The following is a 14603-nucleotide window of genomic DNA, read 5'->3' on the forward strand; positions in this document are numbered from 1 at the left end:
TTAAAATAAAGCCGTTAAATATCAATATTTAACGGCTTTATTGTTTTAAAAACAGAAGGGAATTTAAAATTTTCTTGGATCTTCTTCCGGATAACTTTCGTCATCATCTTCTTCCTGTACATCATCTTCAATGTATTCGCTTTCATCTTCTTCATCGTCGTCGATGTCTTCAAAATCATCTTCGGTTTCATTAAAATCATTTTCAAAAGTGTCATCGGGATTGTCAAATTCGTCATTTTCTTCTTCATCAAGCTCATCTTCAAATTTGATTTCATAATTATCATCGTTATCATCTTCAAGATCCTGCTCATTATGAAAATCATCATTTAAATCTTCCAAGTCGTCTCTTTCATCAGGATTTGGTCTGTTTGGATTATGCCCGTTTCGAACCGTATAACCTCGATTTGCGATTTCTTCAATGTCATTATCAGTTTCTTTCATATCGTCTAAATCATAAAATTCTTCATTCATAACAGTGTTTCTGTCTGAAGTATTTGGATTTCGCGAATTATTGTTAAAAGTCCTGTTTTTGTTATCTGTAGTATTCATGATATTGAATTTTTATAGTTTCTATACTACAAATCTAGTGCTGTTGAGGTCAGTTTTCTTTATAGAATTGTTTTTTGCAATTGTATAATTAACAGATGTTTAGAATGAAATTTATTCAAAAAATCCTATAACTAATCTGAAACTGAGGATGGTAATTTTATAATCTATTAATTTAAAAACAAATTACCATGAAAACTACGGATAGTAAAAAAGACAGTACAACAAAACAAGAAGTAAAAAGAGGCGTAACGAAGCCAAAATCGAATGCAGCATCAGGATTGACCGAATTGTTTGAAGATGGCTTAAAAGACCTGTATTGGGCCGAAAAGGCATTAACAAAAGCACTTCCGATAATGTCAAGAAATGCAACTTCAGAAGAATTGATATCGGCGATTAACAATCATTTGGTCGAAACAGAAGAACATGTCACTCGTCTGGAGAAAATTTTTGATTTAATTGGAAAAAAAGCAACGGCCAAAAAATGTGATGCTATGGAAGGTTTAATCGAAGAAGGAAAGGGAATTTTGGAAGAAACTGAAATTGGCGTTGTCAGAGATGCCGGAATCATTGCTGCAAGTCAGAAAATAGAGCATTACGAGATTGCAACTTACGGAACTTTAAGACAGTTTGCTGAAACACTAGGCTTGGAAGAAGCAGCTTCATTACTTGAATTAACGCTGGACGAAGAAAAAGGTGCAGATAAATTATTGACAGAAGTTGCTGTAAATGCTATCAATCTGGAAGCAGCCGAAGCAGATTAATCCCCGAGAATTAAAACTTAAAAGTGCAGTACAAAACTGCACTTTTTTTTATCACTAAAAAAACAGAAATTATGCCCGAAGGTCCATCAATATTGATATTAAAAGAAGAAGCACAACAATTTAGCGGTAAAAAAGTAATTGAAGTTTCAGGAAACAGCAGCGTTGATATTCAGCGTTTAAAAGATAAAACGATTCTATCCTTTAAAACCTGGGGAAAACACTTTTTAATTTGCTTTGAAGATTTCACTGTAAAAATTCATATGCTGATGTTTGGAACCTACCGAATTAACGAGAAAAAAGAAAACGCACCAAGGTTGCATTTAGGATTTTCAAGTGGAGAAATCAACTTTTACACCTGTTCAGTTAAGATTCTCGAAGGCCCTGTGAGTCAGTATTACGATTGGAGCGAAGATGTTTTGAATGAGAATTGGAATCCGAAAAAAGCAAAACAAAGTCTCGATAAAATTCCGGATGAAATGATTTGTGATGCCATTTTAGATCAGAATATATTTTCGGGAGTAGGGAATATCATCAAAAATGAAGTTTTGTATCGTTGCTTTATTCACCCGGAATCTTTGACGGGGAAAATTCCATCAGAAAAAATAGACGAACTTATTTCCGAATGTTCGATTTATAGTTTTGAATTTTTATACTGGAAGAAAAAATTTGAATTAAAAAAACATTGGCTCGCATACACCAAAAAAGAATGTTTAAGATGCAATTTACCATTCATCAGAAAGCATACGGGGAAAAGAAATCGTCGAAGTTTTTTCTGTTCTAACTGTCAACAACTTCACACATGAAAAATCAAATTTTAATAGGCTGCTCGAGTTACAATAATCGTCTTTGGAAGGGGATTTTTTACCCAGACAGTTTGTCAGGTAAGGATATGTTTGTATTTTATTACCAGTATTTTAACACGTATGAGTTCAATGGAAGCTTTTATAGGTTTCCGACTGTCAGAATATTCGAAAACTGGTACAATAAGACACCTGAAAATTTTGTGTTTTCGGTAAAAGCGCCCAAAGAAATTACACATCTTAAGCGATTTTTAAACTGCGAAAAATTGCTTTCCGACTTTTATAAAGTGTGCGATTTAGGATTAAAAGAAAAGCTTGGTTGTGTCTTATTTCAGTTTCCACCGAGTTATGATTTTACTTCAGAACGACTTTTACACATTATTCAAAGCCTGGATCTGAATTTTAAAAATGTAATTGAATTTAGACACATCAGTTGGTGGAATGAAGAGGTGTGGAATGCCTTTCGGGAAAACAATATTACGTTTTGCAGCGTGAGTTATCCAAAATTGCCCAAGACAATTTTTAAAGATTTTCCCCTTATTTACATTCGTTTGCACGGAATTCCGAAATTATTTTACTCCAGTTATTCACCTGAAGAATTACTTGAAATAAAGAATGAAATAGCTTCAAAATCAGCGTTTATATATTTTAATAATACTGCAAGTGAAGCCGGAATTTTAAATGCTTTGGAGATGAAAAGGATTGTTTCTTAATCGCAAAGTTTTCGGTACAGTTTTCGGCACAGTTTGTCATCTCGACATAAGGAGAGATCGCACTAATTGATCCACAAAGATTGGCGATATACTGTGCGGAGTTTCTTGCGGAGATTTCTCCTTCGTCGAGATGACAGACTATGTGTTTTGTCATTTCGAAGTATGAGAAATCGCACTAGAAATTCGACAAAGATTTGCGATATACTGTGCGGAGTTTCTTGCGGAGATTTCTCCTTCGTCGAGATGACAGACTATATGTTTTGTCATTTCGAAGTATGAGACCCGAGCGATAGCGAACAGGCAAAGCAAATCGCACTAGAAAATCGACAAAGATTGGCGATATACGTTGCGGAGTTTCTTGTGTGATCTCTCCTTCGTCGAGATGACAAAACTGTGTGCGTATTACAACTGCAAATTCCCTTCAATACCATCATCCATTGTTTTGCCGGTTACCAATGCTGCTGTCATTTTTGCGATGGCGACCATTTTTCCGTGTTTGTTATTCCAGTAATAACCATCTTCAGGAATCACTTTTATGGCGCTTAAGTTTGGATCGTCAATTCCGCCGGGCATCCAGACTTTGACAATTGGTTCGTATAATTCCTCGATTATTTTTCGTTCGTACGTTATCGACGCGGTTCCGTGTAATGTTAGGAATTTATCGTGCGGCTCAGCGAAAAAGAGCTCAACAGTAGGGTTTAAGGTAATTTCTGCATTTTGGCTGCTGTTTCGATCTGATAAGAACCAAAGCTGACCTAAATCGTCAATTTTCTGAACAGACATTGGTCTTGACTGTAGTCTGTCGCTATTATACGTGCAAAACATGCAGGTTTTAATGTTTTCTGCCAGCTCTTTTATTTTGTTTACAGCTAATTCTTCGGTAAGGTTTTTATGATCTCCCATGACTTTTTAATTTATAGTTTGTAGTATAAGTGTTTGATTAAAAATCTATTAATAATAAACGGTAAGCAAAGTTGGGATTTTTCAAATGGAAACTTTTACAGAATTACGGCTATAAATTATTAGATTTCAATTTGGTGTTTTTGTGAGAATTTTTAGTTGTATTATTCAACCTAAAAAGATTTTTTTTATCTTTACAAAAACAGTTTAGCCCTTTCTATATGAACGATTTGTTAATTTTCTACACAGATGATGATGAAGACGATTTGAGTCTTTTTGCAGATGCGGTAGAAGCGATATCAAAAGATATAAATCTGCAGACGTATTCAGGAGGAGAAAAATTGATTCATGCAATTTTACAATCGCCTCCAAAACCGAATGTTATCTTTTTAGATTTGAATATGCCAGGAAAAAATGGATTCGACGTTTTGAATGAACTTAAAGGTTCAGCTGAAAACAGTGACATTCCAATTGTGATTTTTTCGACCTCAAATGAGCCTGGTATAATTGAAAAATGCCTCACTCTGGGAGCGAATTATTTTGTGACAAAACCGGTTTTAATGAGAGATATCATCAACGCAATAGAACATGCTTTGTCCATAGACTGGACGGCGTTTGTTCCAGATCTTAAAACCTTTGTTTACAAGGCAAAACTTAAAGTTTAAAACGAAAAAAAACACCAAACTTATTCGATTGAGTTTGGTGTTTTTCTTTATAATTCCGGTAAGAAGATTTTAAACGTTGCTCCTTTGCCTTTTTCGCTATGCGCTTTTATAACGCCTTTGTGGTTTTCTACAATCTTTTTTACGATTGCCAGTCCAATTCCGGTTCCAAGATATTCACTTTCAGTATTTAATCGCTGAAAAACTTCAAAAATGCGGTCTTTGTATTCATCATCAAAACCAATTCCGTTATCAGCAATTCTTAGGCAGAAATAGATTTTATCCGGATAATCAACTTTAAAATTGAGTTTATGACCAATTACCCGACGTGCTTTGATTTCAATACGTGGCGGAATTTCTTTTCTTGAAAATTTCAATGCATTTCCAATTAAATTATGCAGTAATTGTCTGAATTGAAACGGCATTACTGTTCCTTCGCCCAAAGGATGAAGATCGATGACGGCATTTTTCTCTTCAATACGATCAGAAAAATCCATAATAACTTCTTCTGCAATTTCATCTAAATTGGCTTTAACGAAAGTTCTGTCCGCAGAATTGGTTCTCGAATACGAGAGAAGATCCTGAATAAGCGCCTGCATTCTTTTGGCAGAAACCTCAATTCGTTCTAAATAAGTTTTGGCTCTTGGTGAGATATTTTGTTCGTCTAAGTCAGTTAAACGGCTGGCGAAAGTCTGAATTTTTCTAAGTGGTTCCTGTAAATCGTGGCTTGAAATATAAGCGAAAGACTGTAATTCAATATTCATATTGATGAGGTCTTTATTTTTACTTTCCAGTTCTTCGGTACGCTCTAAAACTTGTGTTTCCAGTAAGTTTGTTGAGTCTTTTTGTTCTTGAATATCAGAGCTGGTACCTACCCACATTTGAATAATTCCTTTACTGTCTTTTTGCGGAATAGCGTGGCTTGCCTGCCACCTGTATTTTCCGTCGTGACGCAGGAAACGGTGTTCAAATAAAAATTCATTTCCGCTTTTGATAGATTCCATCCAGCGGTTTATATTCTCTTCTCGATCATCAGGATGAATAACCTGCAACCATCCGTTATCGCGAACATTAATTTTTGTAAGTCCGGTAAAATCGTATAAAGACTGGTTGAAATAGTTTAAATTTCCCATGGCATCACTGGTCCAGACAAACTGCTGCATAGAGTCGGCGAGAAGCCTGAATTTTTCTTCACTTTTCATTAAAATTTCCTGATTGTTCTTCTCGATGGTAACATCCATAATGGTGCCCAGCATTTTTACAGGATTTTTAAATTCATCAAAAAACATTTTGCCATGAACCCTAATCCACGAAATTGAGCTGTCTGGTTTAATAATGCGGGCTTCGTATTTGTAAAAATGGGTTTTTAAGGCTTTTTTGTACGCTTTTTCGATTACTGGAAGATCTTCACTATAAATCTGACTTAAAATCTGAGGCCTTGAAATTTTCTGCTCTTTTGAAAGTCCAAAAAGTGCGGGCAGATTATCCGAATAAATAAGTTCCTGAGTCGGGATATTCAAATCCCAGGTTACGATTTCGGCAATTTCAGAAGCCAGACGAACACGTTCTTCCGCTTCTTCTACTTTTTTTCGGGCATCGACTTTGTCTGTAACATTGTTCACAGTAATCATTATAGCCGAAATTTCGCCCGTTTTATCAAAAAGAGGGGTATATTGGTAATCGAGATAAAACTTCTCTAATTTGCCCTTTATATCGATAAAAGCCAAAGCTTCGTTTTCCTGAATCGTTTTCCCTTCAATAAGAACTTCCTGAAGGAGCTTTGGATATTTCTGATCTAATAATTCCGGAAAAACTTCTAAAGCAGGTTTGCCAATTACATCACTTTCTTGTTTTTGCCAGATTTCATTGAGCATAGCAGTGTTTGCCAATTCAATAATATGGTCTTTTCCTTTGAAAATGGTCATAGCAATTGGCGATTGTATCACGAGGTTTCTAAAGGCTTTTTCCCGCTCTGCCAGTACATGTCTTGCTTTTACAGATTGAGTTACTTCATAACAAACGACAATTATGCCGGTAATAGCACTGCTTTCTTCCCTTAAAGGATAAAAAACAATATTAAAAAAGCACTCTTCCTGTCTGCCAAATCGGTTTAAAGTAACCTGAAGTTCATCTGTACTATAGGGTGTTCCTTCTTCAAAAACTTTTTTAAAGAGCGGATTAACGGTTTCTTTAACTTGAGGAAAAGTACTAAAAACAGCTGTATTTAGGAGTTCTTCCTCGGTTTTATCAACTATTTGATAATAGGTTTTATTGGCCATTTCGAAAACCAGATCCGGACCATTTAAAATGGCAATTCCAAGCGGAATCTGCTCAATAATGCTTTTGAATTTTTTTTCACTTTCTCCAAGCTGTCTATTGATCTTTACTTTTTCTGTAGTTTCAGTACATACCACAAGGACTCCGGTGATTTTTCCATCATCATTTATAACCGGACTATAGCTAAAAGTCCAGTATACATCTTCAATTTTACCATTTCTGTAAATGGGCACTAACTGGTCTTCATGCCAGGTGGCTTCGCCTTCGGTTAAAACCTGATCGATAAGAGGTCCGATAAATTCCCAGATTTCCGGCCAGTATTCTGCACCTTTTTGGCCTAAAATTTCAGGGTGTTTTCCGTTATTTCCAAGACTTGGTCTATAGGCATCGTTGTAAAAGCAAATATGTTCGGGACCCCAGAATAAAAACATGGGGAATTTGGAGTTTAATAGAATTCCAAGAGTGGTGCGTAAACTTTGCGGCCATGTTTCTACCGGTCCAACAGGAGTTTTGCTCCAGTCTTTGGCGCGTGTCAGGGCACCCATTTCGCCTCCCTTAGAAAGAAAATTGTAATTTGTATGGTTCATTAAAATTCGTTTTTTGCTGAGTTGGAAAACTAAATTTTATGTATTAAATATAGTACTTTTTGTATTGTATCTCACTGAAAAATAAAATTAATAATTTTTTTCAGGATTGAAAAAGCACTTTTTTGAATGAGGTAATTTTATAATTAATAGAGTTAATTTTATTTGCATGCTATGATGAAATTTGATAAAACAAGATTGAAACAATTCTTAATTCAAATTTGAGATCATGAAAAAAGAACAAAAACACGAAACCGATTATATACAGAAATATCAGGATGAAGGCTATACAACCAATTATTTATTTGAAAATGGCTGCCTGATAGATTCTGATTCAAAATATGCTTATCAACCTGACGAAATCTATATTGTAGCACATCATAGATATGAGGGAATGAGCGATCCTGATGATATGTCTATTTTATATGTTATCGAAACCAAAGATCAGAAAAAGGGAACTCACCTTATAGGCTATGGTCCAACAGCAGATTTAGAAGAAGCGGAGTTTTTTAAAGATATTCCGAAGAAAAACTATTCTAAAAACGCCGACATCAATGAACTTACTTAAGATAAAATAGATAGGTATTTTTATTTTGCTGAGGAGCAGTCGTTTCAGATTTAATCTGAGGCGGCTGTTTTTTTTGTTCTAAGGTCCTAAGATTCTAAGGCACTAAGGTTCTAAGTAGCTAAGCTTTGAGTTTTTGCACATCTAATAAAAGTACTTTTAAGCCTTAAAATCTTAACTAAAATTAAAAAAGTATTTAAAGTAATAGCTTTAGAGGCTTAGCACCTTAGAGCCTTAGTCCCTTAAATAAAAATTATGAAAGTTCTAACTGAAATTGTATAAGAGTTTGATTTACAATAAGTACGAAATTTGGGTTATGCAAAATGAGGTAAAAAAGTAAAACTCATTTTCTATAAACTGATTAAGTACAAACAAGTTTTCTAAATCACATCAAAATGAAAAAACTTTACATAAATACAGGAGGAATTGATGCCGTTTTTAACGATTTGAAAGATAGTTTTAGCGGAAAACTTACGGCAGAAAATAATGATTACAGCTTGGATATTAAATCCAGATGGACAAAAGGTTCTATAAAAGGAACTCGTTTTGATGATAAAATCGTTTTCATGCATTTTGATCTTGTTTTTCATCTGGATGTGAGTTTAAGTATCGAGTCGTTTCATTCAGCGCCTGTGTTTTTTGTGTATTGTGAAAGCGGAAATATCACGCATACTTTTGGTGTCAGCGGAGAGAAAAAAAGTCTTAAAAAAAGTCAGACAGCGATTTTGAGTAATTCGTCTGTTGTTAATAGTGTTTTGTACTTTGAAAGTCATAAACGTATTCAGTTTACTTTACTGGGAATGCCAACAACGCAAACGGCACAAAATAAAAACACAGAGTTAGCAGCAGAAGTTAAGAAGAGATTTACGAATGATTCCGGAAATTACATTTATGTGGGAAAAGAAAATTCACGAATTTCAGAGAAGCTTCAGGAATACAAAACCGTTGCACAGAAAGGGATTACAGCCACTTTGACAAAGAAAACCATTTTGAAAAATATCATGGAAATGGAGTTAGCGCAACATAGTTACAATTACCTGAAAACCTTTGATCCTGTTATGGTTTTTACACAAAAACAAATCAATGAGATTAAAAAGATTACGCAAATGAGTTTTTCAGAATTCGCTTCTGCAGCCGGTTTGGCAACACGAAATCTCCCGAAATTATTTAAAACCAAATACCATTTGCCTTTTAAATTATACAATCAAAAATTAGCTAGCTAAAAAGCACTTTATAACTACCAATCCAAAAAACAGCTCATAGGCTGTTTTTTTTTTGTAATTATTTGATGGTTTGTAAATTACAATAGTGCAACATGGGAATTATGTAAAATTTTACAGACAGAATTTCGGATATTTATAGAATCCAAATTAGTAATTTTTTAATATAAATCTTTGAATATGAAAAGTTTAACCTGCCTTACCGTAATTGCAACCGCTTTATTTACATTTAATGGTTGTTCAAATGATAAAGATGTTCCTGCTGATCCGGGAACCACTACAGATCCAGTAGAAACCAATGCACCAAATTCGGCTTATAAACCTGCGTTTGCAGGACAAACCCGTATTAATGGGGTCAAAACCAATACAGAATATCAATCCGTAATAGTTACAAGTAGTTTATCAAATCCGTGGGGAGTAAAAAGTTTGCCAGACGGAAGACTTCTAATAACCGAAAAAACCGGACAAATGCGTATTGTAACCACTGCAGGCGTGGTGAGCAGTCCAATTACCGGAATTCCTGCTGTTAATCCTGGTGGTCAGGGCGGATTGTTGGGTTTATGTCTGGATCCGGATTTTGCCTCCAACAAAATGATTTACTGGGTTTTTGCAGAAGCAACTACTGGCGGAAATAATACCGCTGTTGCAAAAGGAAGACTTTCAATCGATGAAAAAACAATAGAAGGAGCAACAGTGATTTATCGCGCAAAACCGGCTAACCCAAGTGAATTGCATTATGGCGGACGTATTCTATTTGATAAAACCGGAAATCTTATTGTAAGTACTGGAGAACGATCTGTTTTAGAAACAAGACCTTTGGCACAATCTATTTCAGCAGGGCTTGGTAAAGTAATCAGAATTACCAAAGAAGGGCAAGCTGCCGCAGGAAATCCTGTATTTACCGCATCTGGGGCATTGCCTGAGTTATACAGTATTGGACACAGAAATCCGCAGGGATTGGCGCTTTCTCCTTCAGGCGAAATTTGGGAAAGCGAACACGGACCTCGTGGTGGTGATGAAATAAATCGTTTACAAGCCGGATTAAATTACGGTTGGCCAACTATTACGTATGGAATTGAATATAGCGGGGAGAAAGTAGGAGCGGGAATTCAGCAACAAAGTGGTTTGGAGCAGCCGGTTTATTACTGGGATCCTGTAGTTTCACCAAGCGGAATGACTTTTTATACGGGAAATCGCGTTCCTGAATGGGAAAATAACTTGTTTATTGGCGCTTTGAGCGGAATGCATATCGTGCGTTTGGCAATCTCTAATAATAAAGTTGTTGGTGAAGAAAGACTGCTATCGTCAGAAAATCAACGATTCAGAGATATTACCCAGGGAATTGATGGCGCATTATATGCCGTAACCGATGGTGGGCGACTTTATAAAATTGATAAAAAATAAGGTTTTGTAAATGAGAATTTAGAATTCTATTACCATATCATGCCATACTTCTCCGCCATAAACAGACGCTGAAATACCTTGATCGATAAAACCAAATTTTTCATAGTACGCAACTAAATAATCCTTGCAGGTAAGTGTGATGCCTTTACGGTTCTGAGATTTAGATTTAGCAATCAAATGCTTAATTAGTTCGCCTGCATAACCCTTTTTTTGAAAATTAGGAGAAGTGGCTAGTCCAAAAACGGACTGCCATTTTCCGTTTTCATTATGTAAATCTACATTTTTAAACATTTCATCCACAATCGTTCGATTGTCGGTTATCATTCCGTTTATAAAACCAATAGTATTGTTCTGATCTTCAATCAACCAAAAGTGTTGAGGGAAAACCTGTAATCGCTTGGCCAAGGTTTCTGAAGTAGCGGCTTCATTTGGCGGAAAACAAAGGTTTTCAATTTCATTAATTATTGCTAAATCATTTAGGGTTGCATTTCTGAAAGTCATAATTTTTTTGCTTATAAATTACAGCCGAAAGTTATTACTTCTAAAATTAGCTTGCAATACAATAACAAATCTATTTAAAAATAGCAGAAAATTGAATCAGGAAACAATACAGTGTTCATCAATTATGTTTTGTACGCTTTTAATGAAGGTATCGGTGTTTTTTATTTCGTTTTTGATATAGATATCGTATTCTCCCAGTTTAAACTGATCCAGCATATCTTTCTTGAGGTATTTAATCATCGATTCAAGAGTTCGGGTATTGCTGGTTTCTTCCTTTTTTAATTCTCGTTGTTTGCTTTTTAGATAAGCCAATGTGCTTTTTAATCTTTGAATGTTTAATTTATCCACTTTTGAACTTTTTAATAAATATTTAGAACTAAAATGATAATACAAAAAAGCGACTATGTCTAAAGGCCTCACAAATTGACATAATTTCATTAAAAGTAAAATCTTCGATAACTTTAAATTTGGTCTTAGGACTTTCATGAAACTGGAAATCTTCTGCCAAATTTTGATTTAGGTACGATATAGACTGATTTAATTTTATTTGGTTTAATGAGAAAAAAAATATTTTATAAAAAATAGCTTTAGAGGAGCTTAAAATGTATTTTATCTATAAAAAAAAAATCCCATTTCTATACTGAAATGGGATTTTTGGTTTAAGTTTAATCTTTCTTAAAAATGAAGAAAAACAGAGTGGATTATTTTTGTCTAATTATTCTTTAAACAATATAATAGTGGCTTTGTAGCCGGTACCAACATTCCATTGGCTTGAGGTTATTACGGTTCCTTTGTCATCATAAACTTCAAATTGTGCTGTATTTGGCGATGCAAAACCTTCATTTATAGCTTCAAAATCAATTTTATTTTTACCATCGATTAATTTTATTTTGAATTCTTTAAATTCTCCGTCCAATGTAACTTCCGGTTCAATTAATTGATCATTCACATACATTTTTATTTTATCGCCATCAACAAATGCGGCATCACGAAAACGAACTGTAGAAACAATGGTTTTTGTTTTAAAGCCTCCTAGATATTGGTTTCGTCTGTAAAATATACCCGGAACATTGGCGTCTTTTTTATATAAATTAGGGTTACTAAATAGTTCCTCGGGATTAATTTGTAACGGATCTGGTGCAACTGGCGCAGGCGGGTTGACAGTAGGCGCAGCTTCTACAGGTGGAATTACTTCCTTGACAGGAGATTTTTTTGCCGGAATTGGCTTAAACTTCGGATCAAGTTCATTCTGCGCATATACTTGTAGTGAGGCACTAAGTAGAATTATAAAAGCTATTTTTTTCATAGTGGATTTTAATACGTTGTTATTTTGATTTTCTCATGAGTATCTGTATTTATATAACAATCAAACAACTGTATTTATTGTCTTTTTTTAGAATAAATACTTATTTGAAGTTAACCCGTTGGGTGAAATTACATTTAAAAAATGCTCCTTTGAAAAAAATAGCACGCGGATAAAACGGATTTACTTCGTAAAAACGCGGACAAAACGGATTTTTTATTGAATTCTTTATACAAATCCGTTTTTGTCCGCGCTTTCGTGATAACGAATCTGTCTAATCCGTATCAAAATTTATACTATTTTAATTATACCCAACGGGTTTGGAGTTAATAATTGTTCTTCAGAGCGAGATATTTAATATAGAAGTCTATTATTTTGATAGGTTAATAAAAGTTTTAAGGATTTATACCTTAAAATTGAAATTAACTGTTTAAATTTGCAACCGCAATGAAGAAAAGTAACCAGAAATTGATGAATTATTACAGCAGCAATATGATGTGTTGTGATACTATTATGAGATTCGTTGATCTGGCTTGTATATAAAATGATATTATTTATTTCAAAAAGCCTTTCATGAATGTTTGAGAGGCTTTTTTGTTTTTAAACTTGATTAAGAAAATGATTGAATTAAAAAATGTTACCAAAACTTTTCATCAGAAAGACAGGATTGTTGCTGCTTTATCTGATGTCTCGCTTAGAGTTCCTCCGGGGAAAATTTTTGGTGTTATCGGAACTTCGGGTGCTGGAAAAAGTACCTTAATTCGTTGTGTCAATTTGTTGGAAAGACCTACTTCGGGAGAAATTATTGTAGATGGTAAGGCATTAATGCAATTATCAAATGCAGAACTGGCAATTGAAAGAAGACAAATCGGAATGATTTTTCAGCATTTTAATCTGCTTTCATCCCGAACCGTTTTTGATAATGTTGCTTTTCCGTTAGAATTAGCAGGAACTCCAAAAGCAGCAATCAAAACCAGAGTTTTAGAATTATTGCAATTGGTTGGTCTGGCAGAAAAAGCCAATGATTATCCGGCAAGTCTTTCGGGCGGACAAAAGCAAAGAGTGGCGATTGCAAGAACTTTGGCCAATAATCCAAAAGTGCTATTATGTGATGAAGCTACAAGTGCACTGGATCCGGCAACTACACGATCTATTCTGAACTTATTGAAAGACATTAACAAACGTCTTAATATCACTGTTTTATTGATTACGCATCAAATGGAAGTGGTAAAATCGATTTGTGATGAAGTGGCGGTAATCAGTCACGGAAAATTAATAGAGCAGGGAAGTGTGGGCGAAATCTTTGCCGATCCGAAACATGAATTGACTAAAGAGTTTATTTCTTCTTCTTTACATATCGATGTACCAACGGTTTATCAGGAAAGATTACAAAAGGAAGATAACGGAAATCTGAATCCGTTATTGAAACTGGAAATGACTGGGAAATCGGTAAACGAGCCTGTAATTTCAGAAGTTTCAAGACTTTTTGATACTGATTTCAAAATAGTAAGTGCTCAAATGGATCAGGCTGGGGAAGTTAATTTTGGTGTAATGCTGATTGAATTATCAGGTAAACGCGAAAATTATGCTGCGGCGATTCAATATTTTAATTCAAAACATATTAAAACAGAAATTATAGGTTATGTCTGATTCTATTATAGATTTATTGTTAAAAGGAACATGGGAAACCATCGTTATGACTTTTGTATCGGGCTTTTTTGGTTTTGTAATTGGTCTTCCAACAGGAATTTTACTTTTCCTTACCAGAAAAAATCAAATATTAGAGCAACCGGTTTTAAACCGAACTTTATCGGTTTTGGTAAATGTTTTCCGTTCAATTCCATTCATCATCTTAATTGTCTGGATGATTCCGTTTACACGTGCTATTGTTGGAACTTCAATTGGAGTTAGTGCAGCTTTGGTTCCGTTAAGTATTGGTGCAGCACCGTTTATTGCCCGTTTGGTTGAAAATAGTCTTTTAGGTTTACCTTCTGGATTAATTGAAGCTGCAAGAGCTTTGGGTGCAACTCCTTTTCAAATTGTATACAAAGTATTGCTTCCGGAGGCTTTGCCATCCTTAATCAATGCAGCTTCAATTACGTTAATTACCCTTGTTGGATATTCTGCAATGGGTGGTGCAGTTGGTGCAGGCGGATTGGGTCAAGTAGGCTATCAGTACGGATATATTGGTTATGATGCCGTGACAATGAATTCGGTTTTGGGTTTACTGGTTGTTTTGGTATTCCTGATTCAGTTTGCGGGAGATGCTTTGTCGAAGTATTTTGATCATAGGTAGTTTAGTCGAAAGTCGAAAGTCGAAAGTCGAAAGATGAAAGTTGAAAGTTGAAAGATGAAAGATGAAAG

Annotated in this window: 15 protein-coding genes; 9 read left to right on the forward strand and 6 right to left on the reverse strand. The window is 34.8% G+C overall.

The features are described from left to right. Positions 1-63: 63 nt before the first annotated feature. Entirely contained in the window at positions 64-549 is a 486-nt protein-coding gene (locus KHA98_RS06085) for a hypothetical protein (RefSeq protein WP_213256307.1), read from the reverse strand. Between the two features lie 188 nt (positions 550-737). Here KHA98_RS06085 and KHA98_RS06090 point away from each other — a divergent pair, with 188 nt between their 5' ends. The 3 genes from KHA98_RS06090 to KHA98_RS06100 are packed head-to-tail and all read left to right on the forward strand — an operon-like array spanning position 738 to position 2823. Further along, on the forward strand, positions 738-1310 hold the full coding sequence (locus KHA98_RS06090) for a YciE/YciF ferroxidase family protein (RefSeq protein ID WP_213256309.1): 573 nt from the start codon (positions 738-740) through the stop codon (positions 1308-1310). A gap of 23 nt (positions 1311-1333) precedes the next feature. Further along, positions 1334-2113 carry a DNA-formamidopyrimidine glycosylase family protein gene (locus KHA98_RS06095; RefSeq protein WP_317192567.1) on the forward strand — a complete coding sequence of 260 codons (780 nt, stop codon included), beginning with the start codon at positions 1334-1336 and terminating at the stop codon, positions 2111-2113. Continuing rightward, positions 2110-2823 carry a DUF72 domain-containing protein gene (locus tag KHA98_RS06100; protein WP_213256311.1) on the forward strand — a complete coding sequence of 238 codons (714 nt, stop codon included), beginning with the start codon at positions 2110-2112 and terminating at the stop codon, positions 2821-2823. The genes KHA98_RS06095 and KHA98_RS06100 overlap by 4 nt, the downstream gene beginning before the upstream one ends. A gap of 402 nt (positions 2824-3225) precedes the next feature. Here the strand turns inward: KHA98_RS06100 and KHA98_RS06105 are convergent, their stop codons facing one another. After that, positions 3226-3726, reverse strand: coding sequence for a pyridoxamine 5'-phosphate oxidase family protein (locus KHA98_RS06105; protein WP_213256313.1), 501 nt, complete (start codon positions 3724-3726; stop codon positions 3226-3228). A 218-nt stretch (positions 3727-3944) separates the two neighbouring features. Here KHA98_RS06105 and KHA98_RS06110 point away from each other — a divergent pair, with 218 nt between their 5' ends. Then, the gene (locus KHA98_RS06110; RefSeq protein ID WP_213256315.1) at positions 3945-4388 is read left to right on the forward strand and encodes a response regulator; all 444 of its coding nucleotides are present in this window, start codon (positions 3945-3947) and stop codon (positions 4386-4388) included. Positions 4389-4435: 47 nt separating this feature from the next. Here KHA98_RS06110 and KHA98_RS06115 read toward each other — a convergent pair whose 3' ends face one another. Beyond that, on the reverse strand, positions 4436-7249 hold the full coding sequence (locus KHA98_RS06115; protein WP_213256317.1) for a PAS domain-containing sensor histidine kinase: 2814 nt from the start codon (positions 7247-7249) through the stop codon (positions 4436-4438). A 226-nt stretch (positions 7250-7475) separates the two neighbouring features. On the opposite strand from KHA98_RS06115, the gene KHA98_RS06120 reads away from it, so the two are divergent. The 3 genes from KHA98_RS06120 to KHA98_RS06130 all read left to right on the forward strand — a co-directional run bounded on the left by KHA98_RS06120 (position 7476) and on the right by KHA98_RS06130 (position 10435). After that, positions 7476-7814 carry a hypothetical protein gene (locus tag KHA98_RS06120; protein ID WP_213256319.1) on the forward strand — a complete coding sequence of 113 codons (339 nt, stop codon included), beginning with the start codon at positions 7476-7478 and terminating at the stop codon, positions 7812-7814. Between the two features lie 392 nt (positions 7815-8206). Then, on the forward strand, positions 8207-9034 hold the full coding sequence (locus KHA98_RS06125; protein ID WP_213256321.1) for a hypothetical protein: 828 nt from the start codon (positions 8207-8209) through the stop codon (positions 9032-9034). Positions 9035-9211: 177 nt separating this feature from the next. Then, positions 9212-10435 carry a PQQ-dependent sugar dehydrogenase gene (locus KHA98_RS06130; RefSeq protein WP_213256323.1) on the forward strand — a complete coding sequence of 408 codons (1224 nt, stop codon included), beginning with the start codon at positions 9212-9214 and terminating at the stop codon, positions 10433-10435. An 18-nt stretch (positions 10436-10453) separates the two neighbouring features. On the opposite strand, the gene KHA98_RS06135 is transcribed toward KHA98_RS06130, so the two are convergent. From KHA98_RS06135 to KHA98_RS06145, 3 genes are all read right to left on the reverse strand, one after another. Continuing rightward, on the reverse strand, positions 10454-10936 hold the full coding sequence (locus KHA98_RS06135; RefSeq protein ID WP_213256325.1) for a GNAT family N-acetyltransferase: 483 nt from the start codon (positions 10934-10936) through the stop codon (positions 10454-10456). A 96-nt stretch (positions 10937-11032) separates the two neighbouring features. Continuing rightward, complete coding sequence (locus KHA98_RS06140) at positions 11033-11284, reverse strand: hypothetical protein (protein ID WP_213256327.1); 252 nt, start codon at positions 11282-11284, stop codon at positions 11033-11035. Positions 11285-11651: 367 nt separating this feature from the next. Continuing rightward, on the reverse strand, positions 11652-12242 hold the full coding sequence (locus tag KHA98_RS06145; protein WP_213256329.1) for a hypothetical protein: 591 nt from the start codon (positions 12240-12242) through the stop codon (positions 11652-11654). A 615-nt stretch (positions 12243-12857) separates the two neighbouring features. Between KHA98_RS06145 and metN the strand changes: the two genes are divergently transcribed. Both metN and KHA98_RS06155 read left to right on the forward strand, forming a co-directional pair. After that, a complete protein-coding gene (gene metN / locus KHA98_RS06150) occupies positions 12858-13889 on the forward strand; it encodes a methionine ABC transporter ATP-binding protein MetN (protein WP_213256331.1) in 1032 nt (343 codons plus the stop codon). After that, positions 13882-14535: a methionine ABC transporter permease MetI gene (locus tag KHA98_RS06155; protein WP_213256333.1), complete on the forward strand. Its 654-nt coding sequence runs from the start codon at positions 13882-13884 to the stop codon at positions 14533-14535. The genes metN and KHA98_RS06155 overlap by 8 nt, the downstream gene beginning before the upstream one ends. Positions 14536-14603 lie beyond the last annotated feature (68 nt).

The organism is Flavobacterium branchiicola, from assembly GCF_018383905.1.
GTDB classification, from domain to species: domain Bacteria; phylum Bacteroidota; class Bacteroidia; order Flavobacteriales; family Flavobacteriaceae; genus Flavobacterium; species Flavobacterium branchiicola.